Annotated in this window: 25 protein-coding genes; 5 read left to right on the top strand and 20 right to left on the bottom strand. The window is 65.1% G+C overall.

Annotated elements, in window-relative coordinates; translation table 11 throughout:
• Positions 1 to 7: 7 nt before the first annotated feature.
• A complete protein-coding gene (gene mutL, locus BCCGELA001_RS06410; RefSeq protein ID WP_060734868.1) occupies positions 8 to 1,822 on the bottom strand; it encodes a DNA mismatch repair endonuclease MutL in 1,815 nt (604 codons plus the stop codon).
• 250 nt (positions 1,823 to 2,072) lie between these two features.
• On the opposite strand from mutL, the gene BCCGELA001_RS06415 reads away from it, so the two are divergent.
• Entirely contained in the window at positions 2,073 to 2,390 is a 318-nt protein-coding gene (locus tag BCCGELA001_RS06415; RefSeq protein ID WP_008544274.1) for a ribbon-helix-helix domain-containing protein, read from the top strand.
• Positions 2,391 to 2,624: 234 nt separating this feature from the next.
• On the opposite strand, the gene BCCGELA001_RS06420 is transcribed toward BCCGELA001_RS06415, so the two are convergent.
• From BCCGELA001_RS06420 to BCCGELA001_RS06435, 4 genes are read right to left on the bottom strand one after another with little or no spacing between them, the layout of a single operon-like run.
• Positions 2,625 to 4,193 carry a GMC family oxidoreductase gene (locus BCCGELA001_RS06420; RefSeq protein ID WP_008544276.1) on the bottom strand — a complete coding sequence of 523 codons (1,569 nt, stop codon included), beginning with the start codon at positions 4,191 to 4,193 and terminating at the stop codon, positions 2,625 to 2,627.
• Between the two features lie 28 nt (positions 4,194 to 4,221).
• Entirely contained in the window at positions 4,222 to 4,770 is a 549-nt protein-coding gene (locus tag BCCGELA001_RS06425; RefSeq protein WP_060734869.1) for a Twin-arginine translocation pathway signal, read from the bottom strand.
• A gap of 43 nt (positions 4,771 to 4,813) precedes the next feature.
• Complete coding sequence (locus tag BCCGELA001_RS06430; RefSeq protein WP_008544290.1) at positions 4,814 to 5,209, bottom strand: VOC family protein; 396 nt, start codon at positions 5,207 to 5,209, stop codon at positions 4,814 to 4,816.
• Positions 5,210 to 5,596: a c-type cytochrome gene (locus tag BCCGELA001_RS06435; RefSeq protein WP_083543497.1), complete on the bottom strand. Its 387-nt coding sequence runs from the start codon at positions 5,594 to 5,596 to the stop codon at positions 5,210 to 5,212.
• A 308-nt stretch (positions 5,597 to 5,904) separates the two neighbouring features.
• Here BCCGELA001_RS06435 and BCCGELA001_RS06440 point away from each other — a divergent pair, with 308 nt between their 5' ends.
• Entirely contained in the window at positions 5,905 to 6,213 is a 309-nt protein-coding gene (locus tag BCCGELA001_RS06440) for a hypothetical protein (RefSeq protein WP_008544294.1), read from the top strand.
• A gap of 60 nt (positions 6,214 to 6,273) precedes the next feature.
• Here BCCGELA001_RS06440 and arfB read toward each other — a convergent pair whose 3' ends face one another.
• From arfB to BCCGELA001_RS06475, 7 genes are all read right to left on the bottom strand, one after another.
• Positions 6,274 to 6,690: an alternative ribosome rescue aminoacyl-tRNA hydrolase ArfB gene (arfB, locus tag BCCGELA001_RS06445; protein ID WP_008544296.1), complete on the bottom strand. Its 417-nt coding sequence runs from the start codon at positions 6,688 to 6,690 to the stop codon at positions 6,274 to 6,276.
• A 121-nt stretch (positions 6,691 to 6,811) separates the two neighbouring features.
• Positions 6,812 to 8,179 carry a M16 family metallopeptidase gene (locus tag BCCGELA001_RS06450; RefSeq protein ID WP_060734870.1) on the bottom strand — a complete coding sequence of 456 codons (1,368 nt, stop codon included), beginning with the start codon at positions 8,177 to 8,179 and terminating at the stop codon, positions 6,812 to 6,814.
• Positions 8,176 to 9,567, bottom strand: a complete 1,392-nt coding sequence (locus BCCGELA001_RS06455; protein ID WP_442855173.1) for a M16 family metallopeptidase — start codon at positions 9,565 to 9,567, stop codon at positions 8,176 to 8,178. Before BCCGELA001_RS06455 ends, BCCGELA001_RS06450 begins: the two co-directional genes overlap by 4 nt.
• A 202-nt stretch (positions 9,568 to 9,769) precedes the next feature.
• On the bottom strand, positions 9,770 to 10,495 hold the full coding sequence (locus tag BCCGELA001_RS06460) for a hypothetical protein (RefSeq protein WP_060734871.1): 726 nt from the start codon (positions 10,493 to 10,495) through the stop codon (positions 9,770 to 9,772).
• A 94-nt stretch (positions 10,496 to 10,589) separates the two neighbouring features.
• On the bottom strand, positions 10,590 to 11,084 hold the full coding sequence (lspA, locus tag BCCGELA001_RS06465) for a signal peptidase II (RefSeq protein ID WP_060734872.1): 495 nt from the start codon (positions 11,082 to 11,084) through the stop codon (positions 10,590 to 10,592).
• Between the two features lie 7 nt (positions 11,085 to 11,091).
• The gene (gene ileS, locus BCCGELA001_RS06470) at positions 11,092 to 14,100 is read right to left on the bottom strand and encodes an isoleucine--tRNA ligase (protein ID WP_008544319.1); all 3,009 of its coding nucleotides are present in this window, start codon (positions 14,098 to 14,100) and stop codon (positions 11,092 to 11,094) included.
• Positions 14,101 to 14,305: 205 nt separating this feature from the next.
• Entirely contained in the window at positions 14,306 to 15,277 is a 972-nt protein-coding gene (locus BCCGELA001_RS06475; protein WP_060734873.1) for a bifunctional riboflavin kinase/FAD synthetase, read from the bottom strand.
• A 228-nt stretch (positions 15,278 to 15,505) separates the two neighbouring features.
• Between BCCGELA001_RS06475 and BCCGELA001_RS06480 the strand changes: the two genes are divergently transcribed.
• On the top strand, positions 15,506 to 15,901 hold the full coding sequence (locus BCCGELA001_RS06480; RefSeq protein ID WP_008567674.1) for a response regulator: 396 nt from the start codon (positions 15,506 to 15,508) through the stop codon (positions 15,899 to 15,901).
• A 41-nt stretch (positions 15,902 to 15,942) separates the two neighbouring features.
• Positions 15,943 to 16,092 (top strand): hypothetical protein, encoded by a 150-nt coding sequence (locus BCCGELA001_RS37855; protein ID WP_158511608.1) that lies wholly within the window; start codon positions 15,943 to 15,945, stop codon positions 16,090 to 16,092.
• Positions 16,093 to 16,111: 19 nt separating this feature from the next.
• On the opposite strand, the gene BCCGELA001_RS06485 is transcribed toward BCCGELA001_RS37855, so the two are convergent.
• Both BCCGELA001_RS06485 and BCCGELA001_RS06490 read right to left on the bottom strand, forming a co-directional pair.
• Positions 16,112 to 16,966 (bottom strand): TIGR01459 family HAD-type hydrolase, encoded by an 855-nt coding sequence (locus BCCGELA001_RS06485; RefSeq protein ID WP_008544339.1) that lies wholly within the window; start codon positions 16,964 to 16,966, stop codon positions 16,112 to 16,114.
• A gap of 15 nt (positions 16,967 to 16,981) precedes the next feature.
• Positions 16,982 to 18,478: an EAL domain-containing protein gene (locus BCCGELA001_RS06490; RefSeq protein WP_060734874.1), complete on the bottom strand. Its 1,497-nt coding sequence runs from the start codon at positions 18,476 to 18,478 to the stop codon at positions 16,982 to 16,984.
• Between the two features lie 329 nt (positions 18,479 to 18,807).
• Here BCCGELA001_RS06490 and BCCGELA001_RS06495 point away from each other — a divergent pair, with 329 nt between their 5' ends.
• The gene (locus BCCGELA001_RS06495; protein WP_060734875.1) at positions 18,808 to 19,647 is read left to right on the top strand and encodes a class I SAM-dependent methyltransferase; all 840 of its coding nucleotides are present in this window, start codon (positions 18,808 to 18,810) and stop codon (positions 19,645 to 19,647) included.
• 44 nt (positions 19,648 to 19,691) lie between these two features.
• Here the strand turns inward: BCCGELA001_RS06495 and BCCGELA001_RS06500 are convergent, their stop codons facing one another.
• The 6 genes from BCCGELA001_RS06500 to pgsA form a co-directional block, all read right to left on the bottom strand.
• Entirely contained in the window at positions 19,692 to 20,822 is a 1,131-nt protein-coding gene (locus BCCGELA001_RS06500; protein ID WP_060734876.1) for a YihY/virulence factor BrkB family protein, read from the bottom strand.
• Positions 20,823 to 21,410 (bottom strand): phage holin family protein, encoded by a 588-nt coding sequence (locus BCCGELA001_RS06505; protein ID WP_060734877.1) that lies wholly within the window; start codon positions 21,408 to 21,410, stop codon positions 20,823 to 20,825.
• 88 nt (positions 21,411 to 21,498) lie between these two features.
• Entirely contained in the window at positions 21,499 to 22,458 is a 960-nt protein-coding gene (prmB, locus tag BCCGELA001_RS06510; RefSeq protein WP_060734878.1) for a 50S ribosomal protein L3 N(5)-glutamine methyltransferase, read from the bottom strand.
• The gene (locus BCCGELA001_RS06515; RefSeq protein ID WP_008544383.1) at positions 22,458 to 22,940 is read right to left on the bottom strand and encodes a molybdenum cofactor biosynthesis protein MoaE; all 483 of its coding nucleotides are present in this window, start codon (positions 22,938 to 22,940) and stop codon (positions 22,458 to 22,460) included. The genes prmB and BCCGELA001_RS06515 overlap by 1 nt, the downstream gene beginning before the upstream one ends.
• Before the next feature lie 3 nt (positions 22,941 to 22,943).
• Entirely contained in the window at positions 22,944 to 23,195 is a 252-nt protein-coding gene (moaD, locus tag BCCGELA001_RS06520; RefSeq protein WP_008544384.1) for a molybdopterin converting factor subunit 1, read from the bottom strand.
• Positions 23,192 to 23,809, bottom strand: a complete 618-nt coding sequence (gene pgsA, locus BCCGELA001_RS06525; RefSeq protein WP_060734879.1) for a CDP-diacylglycerol--glycerol-3-phosphate 3-phosphatidyltransferase — start codon at positions 23,807 to 23,809, stop codon at positions 23,192 to 23,194. The genes moaD and pgsA overlap by 4 nt, the downstream gene beginning before the upstream one ends.
• Positions 23,810 to 23,860 lie beyond the last annotated feature (51 nt).

A 23,860-nucleotide genomic window follows, 5' to 3' on the forward strand; every position in this document is an offset into this window, starting at 1 on the left:
GGCACCTTCACCGCCGCCCGAACAGCTTCTCCACATCGCTCAGCTTCAGCTCGACATAGGTCGGCCGGCCGTGATTGCACTGGCCGGAGTTCGGCGTGTCCTCCATCTCGCGGAGCAGGGCGTTCATCTCCTCCGGCCGCAACCGGCGCCCCGCGCGTACCGAGCCGTGGCAGGCCATGGTCGCCGCGACATGCATCAGCCGGCGTTCGAGCGGCAGCGCCTCGTCCCATTCGGCCATGTGCTCGGAGAGATCGCGCAGCAGCCCGCCCGCATTGGTCTTGCCGAGCAGCGACGGCGTCTCGCGCACCGCGACCGCGCCGGGCCCGAAGGATTCGATGGCGAGGCCGAACAAGGCCAGTTCCTCGCTGCGCTCGATCAGGCGCTCGACCGTCGCCTCATCCATCTCGACGATCTCGGGAATGAGGAGGATCTGCCGCTGCACGCCGTTCGTAGCCAGCGAGGCCTTGAGACGCTCATAGACGATGCGCTCATGCGCGGCGTGCTGGTCGACGATGATCAACCCGTCGCGGGTCTGCGAGACAATGTAGGTTTCGTGGATCTGCGTGCGCGCGGCGCCGAGCGGGCGGTCGACGAGATCGCCGGCGGGCTGGCTCTCGATCCGCACGTCCGCGCTGGGCGCACCGACATCAAAGGCGGCCTGCGCGCGCTCGGCGAAGACAGGCGCTGCGGAGCCTTCGAACGACGGCATCGGCGCGACCGGGGCGGATGGCGAGGCGCGCCAGTCCCAGCTCGCCGAACGCTGCGGCGTGAAGGCGGGCCGGAACGCGGACAGGGCGCTCTCGCCGCTATTGGCGGCCGTGCGCCGGCCCTCACGCGCGAGAGCTTCCTTCAAGCCGTGCACGATCAGGGCGCGCACGAGGCCCGCATTGCGGAAGCGCACCTCGGTCTTGGCCGGGTGCACATTGGCGTCGACCTCGCGCGGATCGAGCGTGACGAACAGCGCCAGGACCGGATGGCGGTCGCGCGGCAGATAGTCGGAATAGGCCGCGCGCACAGCGCCGAGGATCAGCTTGTCGCGCACCGGTCGGCCGTTGACGAAGAGATATTGCCCGAGCGCGTTGGCCTTGGTCAGCGCGGGCGCCGCGGCATAGCCGGCGACGACGACGCCCTCGCGCTCGGCATGGACCTCGATGGCGTGGCTGCGGAACTCCGCGCCGAGGATATCGCCGAGCCGCGTCAGGCGGCCAGCGGCGCCGGGCAGCGCGGCAGCCCAGGTCACCGGTGCGCGTTCCTCGCCTGCCAGTGTGAACGCGATGTCGGGCCGCGCCATCGCCAGCCGCCGCACCACCTCGCGGATCGCTTCCGCCTCGGTGCGGTCGGTCTTCAAGAACTTCAGCCGCGCCGGCGTTGCGTAGAAGAGGTCGCCAACCTCGACGCGCGTGCCATGCGCCAGCGCCGCCGGCATGATCCCGGACTTCTCGCCGCCTTCAACGGATAGCGCCCAGGCATGCGGCTCGCTCGCATGCCGCGTGGTGATGGAGAGCCGCGCGACCGACCCGATCGAGGGCAGCGCCTCGCCCCGGAAGCCGAGGGTGCGAATCTGGAGCAAATCCTCGTCGTCGAGCTTGGAGGTGGCGTGGCGCTCGACGGCGAGGGCGAGATCCTTCGCCGTCATGCCGCCGCCGTCGTCGGTGATGCCGATCCGCCGTCGCCCGCCGCCGTCGGTGAAGACGTCGATCCGGCTCGCGCCGGCATCGATCGCGTTCTCGACCAGCTCCTTGACCACGCTCGCCGGGCGTTCGACCACCTCGCCAGCTGCGATGCGGTTGACGACTTGCTCTGGAAGCTGGCGGACGGGCATGAACTCGATCTTGGGCTCGAACGGGGATTCGCTGGCAGCACTATTCTAGGCCGTGTTGCGTCAAAACCATGGGTTCGGCAACAGCGGCGTCGCGGGCTGGGGAAAACGGCCCTCTATGGCGTTGAAGACATTGGGCGTTCGAGAGAATCGCGCAACCCGGGCGAACGGATATCCGGCCACCGTCCTGATTGTGAGGTGCCGGGCCGCGGTGTAGCATCGTGAAAAAATGGCAACAGGACGGGAGGACGCCATGTGCCATCTCTTCGCACACCAGCCCCAACGCGATTACGAATCCCAGACCCGTTCTTTGAGGATCGGCGGGCACTGCACCTCGATCCGGCTGGAAATGGCGTTCTGGGACACGCTGGAGGAAATCGCGGCCAAGGAGAGCATGAGCCTCGGCAAGTTCCTGACCACGCTCTACAACGAGGTGCTCGACCACCACGGTGAGGTCAACAATTTTGCTTCGCTGCTGCGCTGCTCCTGCCTTATCTACCGGTCCCGAAGCATGGTGCCGGTGCCGGACTTCAAGGCGACCGTCGCGCCCATTCTCGACGCAGCCGAGTAGCTGCTCGCAACAAGAAGTGCGTAGCCCGGATGGAGCGAAGCGCAATCCGGGTTTCGGGCCACACGTGACGGCGGCCCCGGATTACGCTTCGCTCCATCCGGGCTACAAGACTCCATCCGCCGTCATTGCGAGGAGCCCTTGCGACGAGGTAATCCAGACTGTTGCTACAGAGAGATTCTGGATTGCTTGGCTCCGCTCGCAATGACGGGGAGAGAGCGGTTTACCTATCCGGCCTCAAATTTCCTTCTTCTGCATCGCGCCCGCAATGTAGTCCGCCTGCCGGATCGCCAGCGCGACGATGGTCAGCGTCGGGTTGCAGGCCGCGCCGCTGGTGAACTGGCTGCCGTCGGAGACGAACAGGTTCTTGACGTCGTGGCTCTGACCGAACTTGTTGACCACGCCGTCCCTGGGCTTCTCGCTCATCCTGTTGGTGCCGAGGTTGTGCGTGCTCGGATAGGGTGGCGTCGGATAGGTCACGGTGGCGCCGACCGCGTCGTAGACCGCGGCGCCCTGCTTGTAGGCGTGCGCGCGCATCGCGACGTCGTTGGGATGATCGTCGAAATGCACGCTCGCAACCGGCTGCCCGAACTTGTCCTTCACGACCGGATCGAGCGTGATGCGATTGGTCTCCTGCGGCATGTCCTCCCCGACCAGCCACATGCCGGCCATCCTGGGATACCCGTCGAGCGCTGACGTGAACGAGCGTCCCCAGGCGCCGGGATTGAGGAACGCCGCCATGAAGGGCAGTCCGATCGACAGCGTCTCCATCTCGTAGCCGCCGACGAAGCCGCGCTTGGGGTTGTTGACGGACTCGTCGCGGATGATGCCGGCCATGGTCGTGCCGCGATACATGTGCACTGATTTCTCGAACACGGCATAGACGCTGCCGGTCATGTGCCGCATGTAGTTGCGGCCGACCTGACCCGATGAATTGCCGAGTCCGTCGGGGAACATGGTGGAGGCGCTGTTGAGCAGGAGCCGCGGGCTCTCGATCGAATTGCCGGCCACCGCGACGATACGCGCCTTCTGGCGCTGCATCGCGCCGCCCTCGTCAGCATAAACGACGCCGGACACCTTGCCGCTGGCATCGTGCTCGATCTTCACCACCATGCTGCCGGGACGGACCTCGAGATTGCCGGTGGCCTCGCCCTTCGGGATCTCGGTGTAGAGCGTCGACCATTTCGCGCCGGATTTGCAGCCCTGGAAGCAGAAGCCGATCTGCTGGCAGGCGCCTCGACCGTCGCGCGGCTGGCTGTTGATCGCCATGTTGCCGGTGTGCACGGTCTTGTAACCGATCTTCTTGGCGCCGGCCTCAAGCACCTTGAAATTATTGTTGCCGGGAAGCCCGGGAATGCCGTTGGTGCGGGTCACGCCCATCTTGTTCTCGGCTTTGGCGTACCACGGTTCCATCTCCGCGAGCGTCACCGGCCAGTCCAGGAGATTTGCGCCGGGAATGTTGCCGTAGGTGGTCTTTACCTTGAACTCGTGCTCGTCGAAGCGCAGCGAGGCGCCGGCCCAATGGGTGGTCGAGCCGCCGACCGCCTTGACGATCCAGGCAGGGAGACCCGAGAAATCCTTGGCGACGCGCCATGTGCCCGACGTGGTGCGCGCGTCGGTCCAGGCGAGCTGCGAGAAGCTCTCCCATTCGTCATTGATGAAGTCGTGATTCTCGATGCGGGGGCCAGCCTCGAGAATGACGACCTTGACGCCCTTCTGCGCGAGCTCGTTGCCCAGCGTGCCGCCGCCGGCACCGGAGCCGACAATCACCACAACGCCGGAATCGTTCAGATCGAATTTTGCCATATGCGTTCTCCTGAACCGTTGGGTGACGTTAAGCCTTCGGCAGCCAGTCGATGTCGGCGAAGCCGCGGTTGATGTAGCCGCCATGCTCTGCGGAGGAGCCCTCGTAGCCGAAGCGCGGCCAGACCTCTTTCTGGTTGTAGAGGGAGACGACGAGGTCGCCGCGCACCTTCTGGAAGAAGTCGCTTTGCTCGATTTCCTTCAGTAGAACCACCCGGTCGGCCTCCCAGGGCACGTCGGCATAGGGGACCTTGTAGCGATCCCGCGCGTTCTGATCGAGCCGCGCGATGCCGCCATTGATCAGCGACTTGACGGCCGCGTCCTTGGCCGCCTTGCCATCCCACGGCTTGATCGCGGTGATGTAGTAACTGTCGCCGAGGACATCGTGCGGATAGATGTCGCGCGCGACCTTCAGCAGCGTCTTCATCGTCGCCGGCGACAGGGTGCTCGCTTCATCGGCCCAGGCGTCCTCGATGCTGACGGCAACGCTGGTCGCCACGGCGACGACCGGTACGGCGGTTGCTGCGCCCTTGAGAAAGACGCGGCGGCTGTGCTTGCTTCGACGATCGATTTCTCTCATGGCATTCCTCCTTCAATTCTCGTGATTTGTTCTTGTAATTTGATCAGCCGAAACGCCCGCCCCGCTGGATCACCTCGATCTTGTAGCCATCGGGATCACTGACGAAGAAGAAGCGCGCCAGCGTCCGACCGTCGTGCTTGAAATCCCGCAACGGACCCGGTGCGAGCTGCTCGCGCTCGAAGCGGGCGTGTTCGGCGTCGAGATCTTCGACCACCACGGCGAGATGGCCGTAACCGTCGCCAAGCTGATACGGCTCCTTGCGATCGAAATTCACTGTCAGCTCGACCTCGAAAGGTGAGGAGGGATGACGCAGATAGATCAGGGCAAAATCCGCGAACTTCAGATGGTCGGCGACCTCAAGGGCAAAGGCACGCCTGTAGAAGTCGAGTGAACGCGCCTCGTCGTGCACGCGGATCATGGAATGAACGGGCTTGGCCATTCAGTTCTGCTCCTTCAGGTAAGCGATGATGGCGGCGCGCGTCTCCGGTTTGGCCTGCCGGTACACCATGTTCACGCCGGGAATGACGGCTTGCGGATTGTTCAGCCAGGCGTCGAGCTTCGTCTCGTCCCAGGCGAAGTCAGCCTTCGACAGGGCCTCCGAATATCTGAAGCCCTCGACCTTGCCGGCGGGACGTCCCACGATCTTCACCAGCGCCGGACCTTGCCGCATCGGTTCTGACAGGCTCAACGTGTGGCACACTGCGCATTGTTGCTTGAAGAGTGTGGCGCCATCCGGCGGCTTTGCGGCCGGCAATGGCATTTGCGCGTCGGCGACCTGCACCACCAGCACCATCGCGGTGCACAATCCCAGCACGATTGCGCGCATCACCAAAAACCCGCCCATCCGCATCAAAATCAATCTGCGCAAACTCTAGGCGGCGTCGAAGATGCGGTGGTAGTAGCGGGCTATTTCGCTGTGCGCCGAGATGTTTTGCTGCGCGTGTTGTTCCGCGCTGCCTTATATGCGGAGCACAATTCCGCGAAACCGCCGTCAAATCCCTAAACGATCACCATACGATGCGCATTGCATGACGGTCGCGCCGCTTGAACTCTTTACGCAATGCAATGGTTCGGTGCAGACGAGCGGCGCGGGAGCCGCCGGGCCATTCATCGCGAACAATCCAGGAGAAATGGATGAAGTTGGTGAAGACCTCGATGATCGCATGCGCTCTGTCGGCCCTCATTGCGACGCCGGTTCTCGCGCAAAGCGCGCCTCCCACCGCCAAGCCAGGCGGCACCATGCAAGGCAAGCCCATGCAGGGCAGCACGATGGGCAGTGGCGATGAGGAGATGAATGCCCAGCCGGGCGCGGCGGGCGAAAAGACCGGCATGAAGTCGACCAAAGGCACCAGGGGCACGGTCGGTACCACCGGCAGCGCTGCGCACAAGGGGACCGCCGACGATGCCACGACGGGCGGTGCTGCCCCATCCAAGCGCTACTAGTCTCGCGGTTTGATACGGCGAAACTCCGGTCGCCTCGCGGCCGGAGTTTTTCTGCGTATGTTAGTCGTCGAAGCCGCGCCCGCGCTTTGCCTTGACATCGCTACGGCGCTTCTTGCCTTCGAGCCGGCGCTGCTTGGACGCAAAGGTCGGCCGCGTCGCGCGCCGCGGAATCGGGCGCACCATCGCCTCGCGCAGCATCTCGACCAGCCGGTCGATGGCATCCTGCCGGTTGCGCTCCTGGGTGCGGAAGCGCTGGGCGTGGATCACGATCACGCCGTCTTTGGTCATACGCTGACCCGCGATGCGGGCGAGCCGGATGGCGGCATCCTCCGGCAGAGTCAGTTTGCGCGTGTCGAAGCGCAGTTGCGCAGAGGTCGCGACCTTGTTGACGTTCTGCCCGCCGGGCCCGGAGGCGCGGACAAAACCAATCTCGATGTCGTCCTCGTCGATGACGAGATCGCGGGATATCCGCAGCATGATGGCACCATTCCTGATGTTCGGACATATCGCGAACGTCCGCGTTCGGCAATGGTGGTGCTGGAAATGCAAATGGCCGGGCGAACCCGGCCATTTCAGGAGACGTACCGGACTTCGGCCGTCAGTTCGACTTCGTCGCCGGTGCTGACGCCGGCTGAGCGGCGGCCTGCGGGGCGCGGCCGACGACGACGGTCAGGAGGCCCTGGCCCCACAGCCGCTTGGCTGCCGCCTTGGCGTCATCAAGCGTCACGGCATCGATGATGGCGTTGCGCTTCTCGATGTAGTCGATCGGCAGCTTGTCCTGCTGGTATTGCAGCAGCGCCTGCGCCAGCTTGGAGGAGGTGTCGAGCGCCAGCATCTGTGAGCCCTTGAGGTAGGACTTGGCCTCGTCGAGCTCCTTCTGTGTCGGGCCCTCCTCGGCGATGCGGCGCACTTCCTTCTCGATGGCGTCGATGGTGTCGCCAGAACGGTCGGCGCGCGTGCCGGTGTTGCCGATGAAGAGCGCCGAATGCTCCATCCAGAGCAGCGATTCGTACACGGAATAGGCCAGCCCGCGCTTCTCGCGGACCTCGCGATAGAGCCGGGAGGACAATCCGCCGCCGCCGAGAATGTGGTTGACGACGTAGGCCGCCATGAAGTTGGGATCGCTGCGCTTCACTCCCGGGCCGCCGAAGGTGATCACGGTCTGCGGCACGTCGAGGGTCACGAAGGCGCGCTGCGGCGGCGTGGCGGCCTCGACATCCGGGACCGGCGTGAGGTTGGCCTTGGCGGGCAGGCTGCCGAAGGTGTGGTCGAGCAGCTTGCCGAGCGTCGCGGGATCGACGTCGCCGACGACCGCGACCTTCAGCCCGTCCCTGGCGAGCACGCGGCCGACATAATCCTTCATGTCGGCGACCGTGATGGTCGGCACGCTGTCGAGGTTACCATTGGTCTGTCGGCCGTAGGGATGGCTGCCGAAGGCGACCTCCAGGAATTTGCGGCTCGCCAGCGATGTCGGATTGGTGGTCTCGCGACGCAGGCCCGAGACGACCTGCGAGCGGATACGCTCGACATCGGCAGGGTTGAAATGCGGCGAGGTCAGCGCGCTCTTGAGCAGGTCGAAGGCCTCGTCCTTGTTGTCTCGCAGCATGCGCAGGCTGCCGCGGAAAGTGTCGCGGGTGGCGTTGAAGGAGAGCTCGATGGCACGGCGGTCGAGCCGCTCGTGGAAGGTCTTGGAGTCGAGATCGCCGGAGCCCTCGTCGAGGAGGTCGCCGACCAGGTTGGCGACGCCCGATTTGTCCTTGGGATCCTGCGCCGAGCCGCCGGCAAAGGAATATTCCATGGCGATCAACGGCACCGTTGCGTCCTGCACGAACCAGGCCTCGATGCCCCCGGGCGAGACCAGGCGCTGGATCTTTGCGGCCGCCTGCGACGGCGAGGCAGCAGCGAGCGCGAGCGTCGCGCCGGTAGCAAGGGAGAATGCGAGGCGTCGGAGGAAGGGATAGGTCACGAACGCTTCTCCTCGGGCTTGGCAGCCGTAGTGTCCTTGATCAGATAGCCCGTCACCGAGCGCTTCTTCTGGAGCCATTTCTGCGCGGCCGCGCGGACCTGCTCGGCGGTGACCGCGCGGATGCGGTCGGGCCAGCTCCTGATGTCCTCGATCGACAGGCCTGTGGTCAATGCGCCGCCATACCAGCGCGCCAGGACCGCCTGGTTGTCCTGGGCGTAGATCGCTTCCGCGATGAGCTGGGTCTTGACCCGCTCCAGGTCCTCGGCGCGGATCGGGTTCTGCGCGACATTGGCGATGACGCCGTCGACCGCCTGCTCGACCTCGGCGAAGCTGATTCCGGGCTTCGGCGCGGCCGAGATCGCGAACTGCGTCGGGTCGAGCGAGATGCTGGAATAGCTGGCGTTGGCGGAAACCGCGAGCGGCTTATCGACGACGAGGGCGCGGTAGAGATAGGAATTGCTGCCGCTGCCCATCAGTTGCGCGAGCACGTCGAGCGCGGCGCTTTCGCCGGCCGCAGCCGTGGTCGCCGAAGGCACGAGATAATAGCGCCGCATGCTCGGCTGCTCGACGCGCGGGTCGGCCAGCGTGACGGTGCGCGGCGCGGCCGGCTCCGGCTCCTGCGGTCGGACGCGCCGGGCCGGGATCGCGGGCTGCGCCGGGATGGAGCCGAAATTGCGCTCGACCAGCGGACGGATCTCGGCGGCGTCGACGTCGCCGGCGATCACGAGGATCGCGTTGTTCGGCGCGTAGAAGCGGCGGTAGAAGGCGAGCGCGTCCTCGCGATCGAGCTTCTCGATCTCCTGATGCCAGCCGATCACCGGCCGGCCATAGGGATGGTTGAGATAGAGCGCGGCCATGATCTGCTCGTTCAGCCGCGCGTCCGGGTTGTTGGCGACGCGCATGTTGTATTCTTCGAGCACGACGTCGCGCTCGGGCAGCACGTTCTCGTCCTTGAGGACAAGGCCGGTCATGCGGTCGGCCTCGAACTCCATCATGGTCGGCAGCTGCTCTTTCGGAACACGCTGGTAGTAATTGGTGTAGTCGACCGAGGTCGAGGCGTTCTCGTTGCCGCCGACGCGGAGTACGGTCTGCGAGAATTCGCCGACCGGGTGCTTCGCCGTGCCCTTGAACATCAAGTGCTCGAGGAAGTGAGCGAGGCCGGACTTGCCCGGCGTCTCGTCGGCCGAGCCGACCTTGTACCAAATCATCTCCGTGACCACGGGTGTGCGGTGATCCGGGATCACCACGACCTGCATACCGTTGCTGAGCGTGAAGCTAGCGGGTGGAGGCGATGTCACCGTGGTCTGGGCGAGGGACGCGCCAGCCGTCAGGACACTGGTCGAAAGCGCGGCAAGGAGGCAGGCAGCCGATCGGTATGAGGACATCATCATCCTTATGAGAGGCCGAGGTCCGGATGTCCGGCTCGGAAGCACGGCATGCTACACCGTGCGGCTGAGGCTTCGCGTCACGAAGCAGAGAACTCAACGCTTAGGCAAGTTACTGATAAGCAATTTAAGGACCGCGTCCGGCGTGCGCGAGCCGCCGGTACGAGGTTCGATTCTTTCAGGATGTCGCAGCGCGACGGGAACGCTATTGTTCCTTGTCCTTGCCCGACATGATGTCGAAATAGGTCCGCCGCGTTTTGTCCGGCCCGGCGCCATAGGCGTAGTTCGGCGACGGCGTCTGATAGCCGGGCGGAGGCTCAACCAGCGATTGGCGCGGCGGCTCGCTGGTGAATTTCTTCTCTTCGGTGCTGTTGCCGCCCTTCATCATGTTCCAGAGACCACCGGAGAAACCGAGCTCCGCCGGGCTGAGCGAGGGGTTGCCATTGGTACCCGGCTGAATCGGATCGTTGCTGGTGCGGGGCGCTGCTGCGACCTCGCCGGCCTTCATTTCTGCCGGCGTCAGCGGCCGGGCGGCCTGCCAGTTTTCCGTCTCCTTGGTCGCCTTCTTACGCGCGGCAATCGCTTCCTTGCGGCGCTTTTCCTCGGGGTCCTTGGGCCAGTTCGGTGCGGCCTTGGCCTGGGTCGCGGGAGGCGGCAGGTCCAGCTTGGGCGGCACGACGAGCGGCGAGCGCTCTCGGTATTCGATCCCCTTCTTCTCCATGCTCTTGGCGCCGATGCCGGACATCAGATTGTCGATGATCTTCTCTTCGAAGGTCATCCCGTCATCTTCATCCTCGTCGTCACCGGCACGGGCCGCGCCGGCCGACATGACGAGGCCGATGCCGAGCACGACAGCGGACAATTTCAATGCCCGCCAGAACCCCGATTGGGGGTCTCGCACCATCGAACCGCTGGTCTTCGCGCTGCGCATTACTGTACCTGTTCCATATTGTGGCAGATTGCCGCTCGCACGCGGCTGGCCCCTGCAAAAACGGGTTCCACCTGCCGGTCCGTATCGACCGGGATCAGGGCGCTTTTGCGGCGGGTACCCCCAGGAAGGAATCATACAATAGCGCGGCCACCCCAGCAACGATGGCCACGTCGGCGAGGTTAAACACGTACCAATTGTAGGTCTTTCCGCCGATATCGATGTGGAACAGGGCGAAATCGACCACGGCGCCATAGGCAAGACGGTCGATGCCGTTGCCGATGGCGCCGCCGATGATCAGGCCGAGCGCGATCGTGGCCAGGAGGGTGTGCGAGCGGGCCATCCAGATCGCGAGCGCGACCACCGCGACACCTTTGACAGCCATCAGCGCGAGCTGCGCCGCTTGGCTGTCGTTCTGGAGCCAGCCGAAGCTGATGCCGATGTTCCAGGCCAGCACCAGGTCGAAGAACGGCGTCACCTTGACGACGCCGCGGCGGGCGAGTTCGAACACGTTCAGCAGCCAGAGCTTCGAAGCCTGATCGAGCACGAGCGTGATCAGGGCAGCGATGATACCGGCGCGGAGCGGGGTCATGCCGGGATCAGACTCCCACCCCTAACGCCTTCCATTCGCGCAGCGCCTGCGCGTCGCGCGGGGTGACGTCGGGATATTCGGGGTCTTCACCGACCATCGGCGAGATCTTCCAGGAGCGGGCGCACTTCGTGCCGACTGCCTTCTCGACGATGACCGCCACACCCGGCACAGCGTCGAGACGGAAGGCGCCGGCCGGCGCATCGCCCTCGCGCACCTCGTAATTCGAGGTGATGCAGACCTCGGCGAGATCGACGTCGAACAGCGTCATCAGCATGTTGCGATCGGCAACATAGATCACCGGCGAGGCCTCCAGCGACGAGCCAATGTTCTTGGCGGCGCGCTCAACTTCCAGCGCGCCGGTGACGACGCGGCGGACGTTGCGGATCGTCTCCCACTTTCCCGCGAGCTTGTCGTCGCGCAGCTTCTCGAGGCCCTCGGGAAACAGCGTCAGATGCACCGAGGGCTCCGCATTGGGCCGGAACATCCGCCATGCTTCGTCAGTGGTGAAGCTCAGGATCGGCGCGAGCCATTTCAGCAGCGCATCGCACAGGGTCTCGATCGTGGTGAGCGCCGCCTTGCGCGCCACCGAGGACGGCGGATCGCAGTACAGCGTGTCCTTGCGGATGTCGAAATAGAACGCTGACAGGTCGGAGTTCATGAAGGCCGAGAGGCTCGCGACCACGGTCTTGTAGTCGAAATCGGCATAGGCCTTGCGAATGGTCTCGGCATGGCCGGCCAGCTCGTGCAGCATCAAGCGCTCGAGCTCGGGCATCTCGGCATAGGCGATCTTCTCGCTCGCCTTGAAGTGATGCAGCGTGCCGAGCATCCAGCGGATCGAGTTGCGCAGCTTGCGATAGGTCTCGATGGTGTTCTTCAGGATCTCGGGACCGATGCGCTGGTCGTCGGCATAGTCGGTGGCGCAGACCCACAGGCGGAGGATGTCCGCCCCCGAATCCTTGATCACCTTCTGCGGCTCGACGGTATTGCCGAGCGACTTCGACATCTTGCGGCCGTTCTCGTCCAGCGTGAAGCCGTGGGTCAGCACGACGTCGTAGGGCGCGCGGCCCCGCGTGCCCGCGCTTTCCAGCAGCGAGGAATGGAACCAGCCACGATGCTGGTCGCTGCCTTCCAGATACATCACGGTGTCGTTGCCGCCGTCGATCTTGCGGACGATGTTGCCGAGCTGCGGGAAGTTCTGCCGGTCCTCGAGCACGAAGGCGTGCGTGGAGCCGGAATCGAACCAGACGTCGCAGATGTCGTCGACCTTCTTCCAGTCTTCGCTCGCGCGGGAGCCGAGGAAGCGCTCGCGGGCGCCTTGCATGTACCAGGCGTCGGCGCCTTCCTCCATGAAGGCCTCGGTGATGCGCTGGTTGACGATCTCGTCCTGCAGGATCTCGGCCGAGCCGTCGCCCTTCTCGCGCACGAATACGGCGATCGGCACGCCCCAGGCGCGCTGACGCGAGATCACCCAGTCTGGACGGTTGGCAATCATGCCGTTGATGCGGTTCTCGCCCGCCGGCGGCACCCATTGCGTCACCGAGATCGCGTGCAGCGCGCGGGCGCGCAGCGTGTCGCCCTTCCTGGCATGGCCGTTCTCGCTGATGTCCTTGTCCATCGCGATGAACCATTGCGGCGTGTTGCGGAAGATCACCGGCTTCTTCGAGCGCCAGGAATGCGGATACTGGTGCTTCAGCCGGCCGCGCGCGAGCAGCATGCCTCTTTCGGCGAGCGCCTTGATGACGGCCTCGTTGGCGTCACCCTTCTCGCCCTTGTCGTTGAGCACGCGCTTTCCGGTGAAGCCGGGAGCCTGTGCGGTGTAGGCGCCGTTCTCATCGACGGTGTAGGGAATCGTGGTGTTGATGCCGCGTGTGTCGAGCTCACGGGCACTCGCCATCCAGACATCGAAGTCCTCGCGGCCGTGGCCGGGCGCGGTGTGCACGAAGCCGGTGCCGGTGTCGTCGGTGACGTGGTCGCCGGCCAGCAGCGGCACGATGAAGTCGTAGCCGCCGGCAATGCCCTTCAGCGGATGGGCGCATTCGACCGCATCCAGCGTGTCGCCGGGGATGTCGCGCACCTTCTCATAGGCCGTGACGCGTGCCTGCTTGAACACTTCCGCGGCCAGCGCGTCGGCCAGGATCAGCAGGTCGCCGGTCTTCGTCCAATTGTCCGCGGGCGCATCCGTCACCTTGTAGAGGCCATAGGCGATCTTGGGCGAGAAGGAGATGGCGCGATTGCCGGGCAGCGTCCAGGGCGTGGTGGTCCAGATCACCACGGCCGCATTGGCGAGCTCGCCATGCGCCGGCGAGGTGATCGGGAATTTCACCCACACCGTATCGGAAGTGTGGTCCTCGTACTCGACCTCGGCCTCCGCCAGCGCAGTCTTCTCGACCACGCTCCACATCACCGGCTTGGAGCCGCGATAGAGCGTACCGTTGGCCGCGAATTTCATCAGCTCGCGGGCGATCTGCGCTTCGGCCGGGTAGGTCATGGTCTGATAGGGATGGTCCCAGTCGCCGATGATGCCGAGGCGCTTGAATTCCTCGCGCTGCACGTTGATCCAATGCGTCGCATAGGCGCGGCATTCCTTGCGGAACGCCACCATCGCGGCGGAGTCGCGGAAGTCCGGCTTCTGCTTGCCCTTGGAACGGTAGTTCTCCTCCTCGATCTTCCATTCGATCGGCAGGCCGTGGCAGTCCCAGCCCGGCACGTAGTTGGAGTCGAAGCCGAGCATCTGCTGGCTCTTGGTCACGACGTCCTTGAGGATCTTGTTCAGCGCGTGCCCGATATGGATGTTGCCGTTGGCGTAGGGCGGGCCGTCATGCAGCACGAATTTGGCGCGGCCCCGTGCCGCCTGGCGCAGCCGGTCGTAGAGTCCGATCTCGTTCCAGTATTTCAAGAGCTCCGGCTCGCGCTGTGGCAGGCCGGCGCGCATCGGGAATTCGGTCTGCGGCAGGAACAGGGTTTTCGAATAGTCTTTGACTTCAGACTTTTGGGACTTTTGCGGCTTTTCGGACATGAGGCTGACTGGCTCGGAAGGGCGCGGAAAAACGGATGGCGATTGGGAAATCGCGGGGTGAAACGACACAATCCCGGTCTTGCGCCGAGCTTTGGGCTCAGGCGGAAGCCGGGCCGCTAATCCCTATGATGCGCCGCGCAAACATGGGCACTCCATAGCAGGGGGCCAGGGGAAGCGCAAAGGTCCGGAGGGGCCGGTTTGAGGCTCAGTCGATGGTCCCGAGCCGCGGAAATGCACCCGGGGCGGCCGCGAGCATGGCACGGGCGCGGGCGGAATCGTCGTCCATCTGGCGGATCAGGGCCTGAAGGCTGTCGAATTTCAGCTCCTCGCGGATGAAGCCGATGAAGGCGCAGTCGAGCGCCTGGCCGTAAAGATCGCCCTTGAAGTCGAACAGGAAGATTTCGAGCAGCGGCGCGCCATTGTCGAAGGTCGGACGGCGGCCGAAGCTGGCCACGCCGTCGAGGCGTTCGGCGCCGCGGCCGACCCGCACGGCGTAGATGCCGTGCTTCAGGCCGCAATTGGCATCCAGGCGGATGTTGGCGGTGGGATAGCCGAGATCGCGGCCGCGCTTCTCGCCATGGATCACCTCGCCGGTGATGAACCAGGGGGCGCCCAGCATGGTGGTGGCCTCATCGAGCAGGCCTTCGGCGAGGGCGATCCGGATGGCGCTGGAGGAGACCGGCCGCTCGTCGATATCGACATGCGCCTGCACGTCGACTTCGATGCCGAGCCGGGGCGCCTCGCTGACAAGCAGGCTCGGCGAGCCGACGCGGCCTTTGCCGAAATGGAAGTCGTAGCCGACGGCGATACCGCTGACGCCAAGGCGGCCGATCAGGTCATGGTGAATGAAATCTTGCGCAGAGGTGCCGGCGCGCGCCTTGTCGAAGGTCATGACCACGGCGCCGGCAAGCCCGGTGCCGGCCAGAAGCCGCAGCTTGGCGGTCTCGTCCGTCAGGCGGAATTGCGGGGTGTTGGGGCTGAAAAACCGCCGCGGATGGGGCTCGAAGGTCAGGGCCAGGGCAGGGCGGCCATGCGCCCGGCCCATGTCCAGGGCGGCTGCGATCACGGCGCGATGGCCGAGATGAACGCCGTCGAAATTGCCCATGGCGACCACGGCGCCCCTTGGAATGGCGGAGTCCGGCGTGGTGTCGCGGATTACGGTAAAATGCGGAGCCATCAGGGGAATTCTCGAAGCGGCAGGACCGGCCGGGACCGTGGCGCGACCGGCCGGATGAAGTCAAGCGGGAGGGTGGGCCTGCCTCGAATGCGATTCAGCCCGTTGGGGGCGTCCCCAGTTAACGCGCTGTTTAACGCCTTGGTGTTAGTCCTTGAGCGTGGAACTGCCGGGCTCCGGTCTGGGCAGGTCCGATCGTAATATTCCTGGGTTTGCGTTGGGGGAGTCGAGATGGCGGTTGATTTGTCGATGCCGGTTCTTGTGGTGGATGACTACAGCACCATGATCCGTATCATCAGGAATCTGCTGAAGCAGCTTGGCTTCGAGAACATCGATGATGCCAGCGACGGTTCGGCAGCGCTGAACAAGATGCGCGGCAAGAAGTACGGGCTCGTGATCTCCGACTGGAACATGGAGCCGATGACGGGGTACGACCTCTTGCGCGAAGTGCGCGCGGATCCGAACCTCGCTACCACGCCCTTCATCATGATCACGGCCGAATCCAAGACCGAGAACGTGATCGCGGCCAAGAAGGCCGGCGTGAACAATTACATCGTCAAGCCGTTCAACGCGGCGACGCTGAAGACCAAGATCGAAGCGGTCTTCCCGGACATGGCGAGCGCGTAAGCGCTGCCTACCGCAAAAAACAACTATCCATCGAGATCGTCATGCCCGGGCTCGTCCCGGGCATCCACGTTTTTGGACAGCAGAAGGACGTGGATGGCCGGGCCTTCGCCTCGCCGAAGCGGCTTCGGCCGCGCAGGCGGGTCAAGCCCGGCCATGACGATGTCTGGGGCTTAGAGCTTCGCCTGAGCTGACGTCCTTAAGCGGCAGCCGTCACCACTTCAATTCGCGCATCAGCGCCTTCGGCGGGTGGCCGAACAGCTCCATCACCGAATTCGGATCGAGCTGGTCGAGGCCCTCGAACTCCTCGGCATGGATGCCGCGGGTGACGAACAGGCAGTCGATGCCGAATTCGCGCGCGCCGGTTAAGTCGGTGCGGACGGAATCGCCGATCGCCAGCACCTTCTTCCGGTCGATCGGATGGCCCTGGCGTTCGCCGGCGAGCGCCATCGCGCGCTCATAGATCGGCCGGTGCGGCTTGCCGTAGAAGATCACCTCGCCGCCGAGCTCGCGATAGAGCTCCGCGATGGCGCCGGCGCAATAGATCAGCCGGTCGCCGCGTTCGACCACGATGTCGGGGTTGGCGCAAACCAGTGTCAGCTTGCGCTCGCGCGCCTTGAGCATCATGCCGCGGTAATCTTCCGCCGTCTCGGTCTCGTCGTCGTAGAGACCGGTGCAGACGATGTAATCGGCGTCCTCCAGCGGCGCCGTCTTTGCATCGAGGCCACGGTAGATCGAATTGTCGCGCTCGGGCCCGAGCCAGAACATCTTGCGGCCGGGATGCTCGGCGACATAGAGCCGGGTCAGGTCGCCGGACGAGACGATCGCGTCATAGGTCTCGTCGGCGACGCCGAGCTTGCGCAATTGCCGCTGCACGGAGTCGGCCGGACGCGGCGCGTTGGTGATCAGGATCACCGTACCGCCGTGGCTGCGATAGGTATGCAGCGCCTCGCAGGCCTCGGGGAAGGATTCGAGGCCGTTATGGACGACGCCCCAGATGTCGCTGAGCACGACTTCGACCCCGCCCACGAGCTCGCGCAGGCTTTGCGCAAAGTGCAGTGTGGTCATGATGCGTGGGGCCGATCAGATGCGGCGCGCGAGCGCTGCGTTGCCGGTGATGCGCTGCGGCGGAGGCGCCGAAGAGGTCGCGCCTGAGCTGGGTGTGGCGGAGCCATTGGATCCCTGGATATCCTGCGCCTGGTTCGGCGAAGCCCCGCCGGTAGCAGATGCCCCTTCGGGCCGCAATGGCCGGGGCGGCGCGAACAGGAATCCCTGGCCGAATCGCACGTCATAATCGAGCAGATCGATCACCGCGCGCTCGCCTTCGATCCGCTCGGCGATCAGGTCGATGCCGAAGCGGCCGAGCAGGTCGGAGAGGTCCGACGGATGGATGTCGGAGGCCGAGGCCTGCCTCGGATCGAGCAGCAGCGTGGCCGGCACCTTGATGAAGCGCACGCCGCGGTCGGCGAGCTCGCGCGGTTCGATGCGCAGATCGGTGACATGGTCGATCGAGAAGCGGAAGCCGCGCTGGGCGAGCGCGGCGAGGTTCTCGGACTCGGCCGGGCCGAGGTTGCGGAAGGTCGATTGCTTGAACTCCAGCACCAACGAGGGCGCCAGCGCCCGGTTGGCTTCGAGGAAGTCGAGACATTGCGCGAAGGTGGTGGAGTTGCCGAGGGTGGAGGCCGCGACATTGCAGAACACGCCGACGTCCTTGTTGCGCACCATCAGGCGCCTCAGCACCTGCACACAGCGCAGCATCACCATGTTGTCTATGCGCCCGATCAGCCCGGAGGCCTCCGCGATGCTGATGAACTCCTCGGCCGCGATGAGCTGGTCACGTTCGTCGCGCAGCCGTGTCACGGCCTCATAGAATCGCACCTTGCGCTGCGGCAGCGTCACCATCGGCTGGAGGAATATGTCGATGCGGTTCTCGTCGATCGCGTTGCGCAGCGCCGCCAGCAATTGAGTCTGGTTGCGTCCGTTGACCACCATCTGGGGCGGAACAGCCGGCGCCGGCCGCGACTGCGCCACGGCAGGCGGAGGCGCTGCAGGTGGCGGGGGCGCCGCGGGCAGTTCCGGCGCAGCGGGCCGCTCGTCGATCGTCGCGATCAGGTCGAGCGACGCCGCCGGCTCTTGCTCGGCCGGGGCCGGGGCTGGGGCCGAGGCCGGCGCGCTGCCAGCCAGCAGGTCCTCATGCGCCGATACGGTGGTGGCGAGCTGCTTGACCAGTCCGCCGAGCTCGTTGATCTCGCCGACCACCGACTGGATGCGGTCGGAGTTGGTCGAATTGGACGACGCGATGCGTCCCTCGATCGCAGCCAGCCGGCGGCCGAACTCGGCCACCTGGCGGGCGAGGTCGGCGGTACCGCGCGAGAGGTCGGCGATCTGGCCGCCGACGTCACTGCGATCGCGCAGCCGCATCGACACTGCGTTGTAGAGGATCAGGAAGGTCAGCGCCGTCAGCGCAACGATCGCGGATTCGGTTCCGCTGATGCCGGCGACCGAATAGAGCACCAGCCCGAGCGAGGCCGCGACCAGAACCATGCAGATGGCGATGAAGATCGTCGAAATGCGAATCATGCCGCGCGTTACGCCTCAAGATCTGACTGTCTCACCCGGGAAAACACGGGCCGCCGTCCGACCCGTCATGTCTCATGCTCCCCCAAGCCCCATGACCTTACCATCATTGTTGATTCGAGGGGATAGCGGGCCTTGAGCGCGACAAGGGTGCCCGCATGGGCGCATTCGCGGCGATCGGGACGAGTATGGAAGTCCTCGACCTGAACGTCACGCGCCCCTGGCTCCGGTCGGAAATCAAGGTGCTCTCAGCGTAAAATAACGCCGCTCTCAAGGCCAGCGAGCCGCATGCGCCTTATCGTTCCTGCGTTTCCAACCCCAGGAGATGACCCATGTCGACAGCCGCCGCACTCAAGCCGACCGTTCCCCAGCCCGACCTCACCGCCGTCAAGCAGCGCCAGCACGGCGCCTGGTCGTCGGGCGACTATGCCGTGGTCGGAACCACCTTGCAGATCGTCGGCGAGCAGCTCTGCGAGGCCGTCGACATCCGCGCCGGCAGCAAGGTGCTGGACGTCGCCGCTGGCAATGGCAATGCGACGCTGGCCGCAGCACGGCGCTGGTGTGACGTCACGTCGACCGACTACGTGCCGGCACTGCTGGCGCGGGGACGCGAGCGCGCAGCGGCCGAACATCTCACGGTCGAGTTCCGCGAGGCGGATGCCGAAGCGCTGCCGTTTGCCGACGCTAGCTACGATGTCGTGCTCTCGACCTTCGGCGTGATGTTCACGCCGGATCAGGACAAGGCGGCCTCCGAGCTCGCGCGGGTCTGCAGGTCCGGCGGCAAGATCGGCCTCGCCAACTGGACGCCCCAGGGTTTTATCGGCCAGCTGTTCAAGACCATCGGCAAGCATCTGCCGCCGCCGGCCGGGGTAAAGTCACCGGCTCTGTGGGGCACCAAGGCGCGGCTTGACGAGATGTTCGGAAACAAGGCTTCGGAAATCGCGGCCGAACAGCGCATGTTCGTGTTCCGCTATCGCTCACCGGACCACTGGCTCGACGTTTTCAAGACGTTCTACGGTCCGACGCTGAAGGCGTTTGCCGCCCTCGACGAGACTGGCCAAGCGGCGCTGAAGCGCGATCTCCTGGCGCTGCTCGGCGAGTTCAACCATGCCGACGACGGCACGATCGTCGTGCACAGCGAGTATCTGGAAGCCGTCATCACCAAGCGCTGAGATGCTGAAACGGTCAGGCCGGATGGGGTCGGCCTGACCGGCCATCAGGCCGGCGCGGCGGCGCCGACCGTGTCGGCCGAGACGGCCTGGCGGGTGCCGAGCGGCTTCGGCTGTCCGGTGGTGGTGTCGCGCAGGGTCTGTCGCTCGATCTCGGAGTTCAGCTCGGCCCCGAACATGACTACGATGGCCGACATCCACATCCAGGTCATCAGGCCGATCGCCGCGCCGAGCGAGCCGTAGGTCGCGTTGTAATTGGCGAATTCCGAGAGATACCAGGACAGAAGCGCAGAACCGGCGATCCAGAGAAGGGCGGCCGTCACCGCGCCGACGCTGAGCCATTGCCAGCGCGGAGCATCGCGACTGGGCGCAAAGCGATAGAGGATCGCAAGCGCCACGAGCAGGATGAGGAACAAGAGCGGCCATCGCGCCAGCGCCACGATCAGCTTGCTTTCGGGCGCCATGCCGAGATGATTCAGTGCGAGCGGAAAGGCGACCACGGCGCCGACCATCAGCAGCAGCGCCACGATACCGCCGACGGTAAAGGCGAGCGACACCATGTTGAGCTTGATGAAGCTGCGCTTCTCGCGCTCCTCATAGGCGACGTTCAGGGCGTCGAAGATCGCCTTCACGCCCGCATTGGCACTCCAGATCGCCAGCAGAAGGCCGAACAGGAAGGTGGCGCCGAGCGTGCTATTGGCGTTCGACAGCACGCGCGCGACCTGTTCCTCGACGATCTGGAACGATCCCTCGGGCAGCATCGTCGCGAGCATGTGAAGATTTGAGCTGATTGTCGAGGGATCGGCGAACAGGGCATAAGACGAGACGAGCGCGGTGACGGCCGGGAAAATCGCGAGCAGGCCGAAGAAGACGACGCCGCCGGCGGTCGCCAGCAGGCGATCCTCGTCGATGCGCTGATAGGTGCGCCAGAAAATATCCTTCCAGCCCGCCCAGGGGATCGTGAACGGACTCTTCGCGTGACGGCCGCGGCCGGGCTCCGCGGCCGCGCCCGCCGGATGCGTTTCCGGTGAATTCGCTTCGCCTTTGCGATGGTCCTGGGGAGGTCCCGACGGGACCAGGCCGGAGTTCTGAAAGTAGCGCTCCGCGGTCAGCACGAAGACGGCTGTTGCCGCCACCAGCAGCCAGGAGTCGATCTGTTCGGAGCGCCGCACCAGCATTCAAGCGTCCAATCTTTGACTGTGACGCCTGCGGCGCGCCGCCGTGAACCCCGCAAGGCCAATCGCCGCGAGCATCAGGCCAAGCTGCACGGGCCGGTTGGTGCGGATCGATCCGGCATGTCTGCCGTGGCCGCGTTCGCCCGGTGCAAACGGGGCCAGGGGGATCGTCGTCGCGACCTCCTTCACGGCTTGCTTGACCGTTCCGCGCGGAATCCGTGGGCTCGCAATCGCAACGCGCATGCGGCTGGCAAGCGGCACGATCGGCTTGGTCGGCCGCTTCATCATGGCCATGGCGACGCCGACGCAGATTCCGGCCAGCACCAGCAGCACGGCGGCGACGGCACCGAATCCCCAGAATTGCCCGTAGGTGATGGCCACCCAGCGGTACAGCGCCATCAGGCCGACGAAGAAGGTCGCAACCGCGAACAGCCCGGCCACGGCGAACAGGCCTGCCGCTATAGCGTAGGACGTCGCCCGTCCCGTGGCCTGGCTGGTGCGGTCACGCATGTAGGATTGCGCGGCGCGCTTGAGATGGTTGAGCTTGAGCGCCATGCCGGCGCGCAGCAATTCGCCCGATGGCGCGAGCATGCGGTCATCCTCCGACGTTTAGAAATTCGTCGGAAGATGAACGTGGCGATATTTGACTTGTTCCGAAGCAGCGCGCCTGTCGTGACGATCAGCCGAGATCGGCGGCTGCGATCCAGAACACCTCGCCCTCTGAGTCCTCCGTGTCCAGCCAGAGCAGCGGCAGTTCCGGGAAGGCCTCGTCGACCAGGTCACGGCCGCGGCCGATCTCGCAGATCAGCCCGCCACCGGGTGTAAGGTGATCCGGCGCCTCGCGCAGGATCCGGCGCACCACGTGGAGGCCGTCGGCGCCGCCGTCGAAGGCGAGCTTCGGCTCGGCCCGACATTCCGGCGGCAGCGCCGCCATGCCTTCGGCATCGACGTAGGGCGGATTGGTGATGATCAGGTCATACCTGTTGTCGCGGAGCGGCGCGAACAGATCGCCGCGGTACAGGCTGATCCGGTGCTCGAGCCCGTAGTCGCCGACATTTCGCGTGGCGACTTCGATCGCGCCCTTGGAGATGTCGACGGCATCGACGGCGGCGTTCGGGAAATGATGCGCGGCGAGAATGGCAAGGCATCCCGATCCCGTGCAGAGATCGAGCACGCGCTCGACCCCCGTGGGATCGTCGATCAGTGCGCCGGCGCCTTCTTCACCGCCGAAATGCGAGTCCAGGAGCTCGCCGATGAAGGAGCGCGGAACGATGACGCGCTCGTCGACATAGAAGGGCAGGCCGCGCATGTAGATCTTGTTGACGAGATAGGCGGCCGGTTTGCGTGTGGTGACGCGCTGATGGATGAGATCGAGAATGGACTTGCCTTCGGCGACCGTGACGCGCGCGCCGGCAAAAGTCTCGAACTGCTCGGGATTGAGATGCAGCGCCTCGCTTACCAGGAAGGCAGCTTCGGCGATCGGATCGGTCGTACCATGGGCAAACGCGAGCTCGGCTTCGACGAAGCGGCTCACCCCATAGCGGACGAAATCGAGCAGCGTGAGGAGCTCGCCCGAACCGACTTTGGCAGGTTTTGGCGCGGCGCGGCCGCGCGCGGTCTTTTTCGATGCTTTGGCCATCAGGATTTCGTCCAGCGTGCGGCGGCTTCGTCGTCGCGCGTCTGGGCTTCGACCCAGCCGGTGCCGGCTTCGCTCTCTTCCTTCTTCCAGAACGGCGCGCTGGTCTTGAGGTAATCCATCAGGAACTCGGCGGCCTGGAACGCGGCCTGGCGATGTTGCGAGGCGGTCAGCACCAGCACGATGTTCTGGCCGGGCATGAAGCGGCCGACGCGGTGAATCACGGTGACGCCGTTCAGCGGCCACCGCGAGGTCGCTTCACTGACGTGGCGCCCGATCTCCTCTTCCGCCATGCCGGGATAATGCTCGAGGGTGAGCGCAGCGATCTTCGCGCTGTCCTCGTCGGCGCGGCAGATGCCGGAGAAGCTCACGACTGCGCCGATGTCGGTCCGGCTCCTGGTCAGGATCGCGATCTCGCGCGCGATGTCGAACTCGTCCTCCTGGATGCGGATGGTGACGGGGCAGGCGGTGGCAGGGGAGGTCATGGCCTAGCCGCCGGTCATCGGCGGGAAGAACGCGATCTCGCGGGCGCCGGCGATCGCGGCGTCCGGCTTGACATGGGCGTGGTCGATCGCGGTGCGGATCACTTTCGGCTTCTCGAAGGCGTAGGCATAGGCCTCGCTCTGGCCGGATAGCCAGGCGATCAGCTCCTCGACGGTGCGCACGCTCGCGGGCGGCTCGATCGTCTCCTCGGCCTTGCCGATGCGCTCGCGCACCCAGGCGAAATATTTCACCTTCATCCCTCGTCCTCCTTGATGAGGTGATGGATGCCGGCGCGGAAATAGTCGTAGCCGGTGTACATGGTGAGGATCGCCGAAGCCCACAGCAGCGCCAGGCCGATCATCGAGACCACCGGCACGACCTCATCGCCGGCCGGGCCGGCGAGCAGGAAGCCGATCGCGACGAGCTGGACCGTGGTCTTCCACTTGGCGAGCTTGGTCACGGGCACGCTGACGCGGAGTGCGGCGAGATATTCGCGCAGGCCCGAAACCAGGATCTCGCGGCACAGGATCACAATGGCGGCCCACAGCGACCAGCCGTGGATGATGCCGTCCGCGGCCAGCATCAAGAGGCACGATGCGACCAGCAGCTTGTCGGCGATCGGATCAAGCATCCGGCCGAACGCCGATTGCTGATTCCAGATCCGCGCATAATAGCCGTCAAGGTAATCGGTCACCGCGGCGCCGATGAAGATGGCCACCGCCACCCAGCGCAGCCAGAGCGGCTGATCCAGAATCGACTGCGCATAGATGCATCCGACCACGACTGGGATCGCGGCGATCCGGCCATAGGTCAGGATGTTGGGGAGGGACATCGCGCGGCTGGTCGTCCCTCGTGTGGTGGCGATGTTCATCCGATCTACCAATACCGCTGCTGCCTGAACGTCAACCGTCCCGCGCCCCAA

The organism is Bradyrhizobium sp. CCGE-LA001 (assembly GCF_000296215.2).
GTDB lineage: Bacteria > Pseudomonadota > Alphaproteobacteria > Rhizobiales > Xanthobacteraceae > Bradyrhizobium.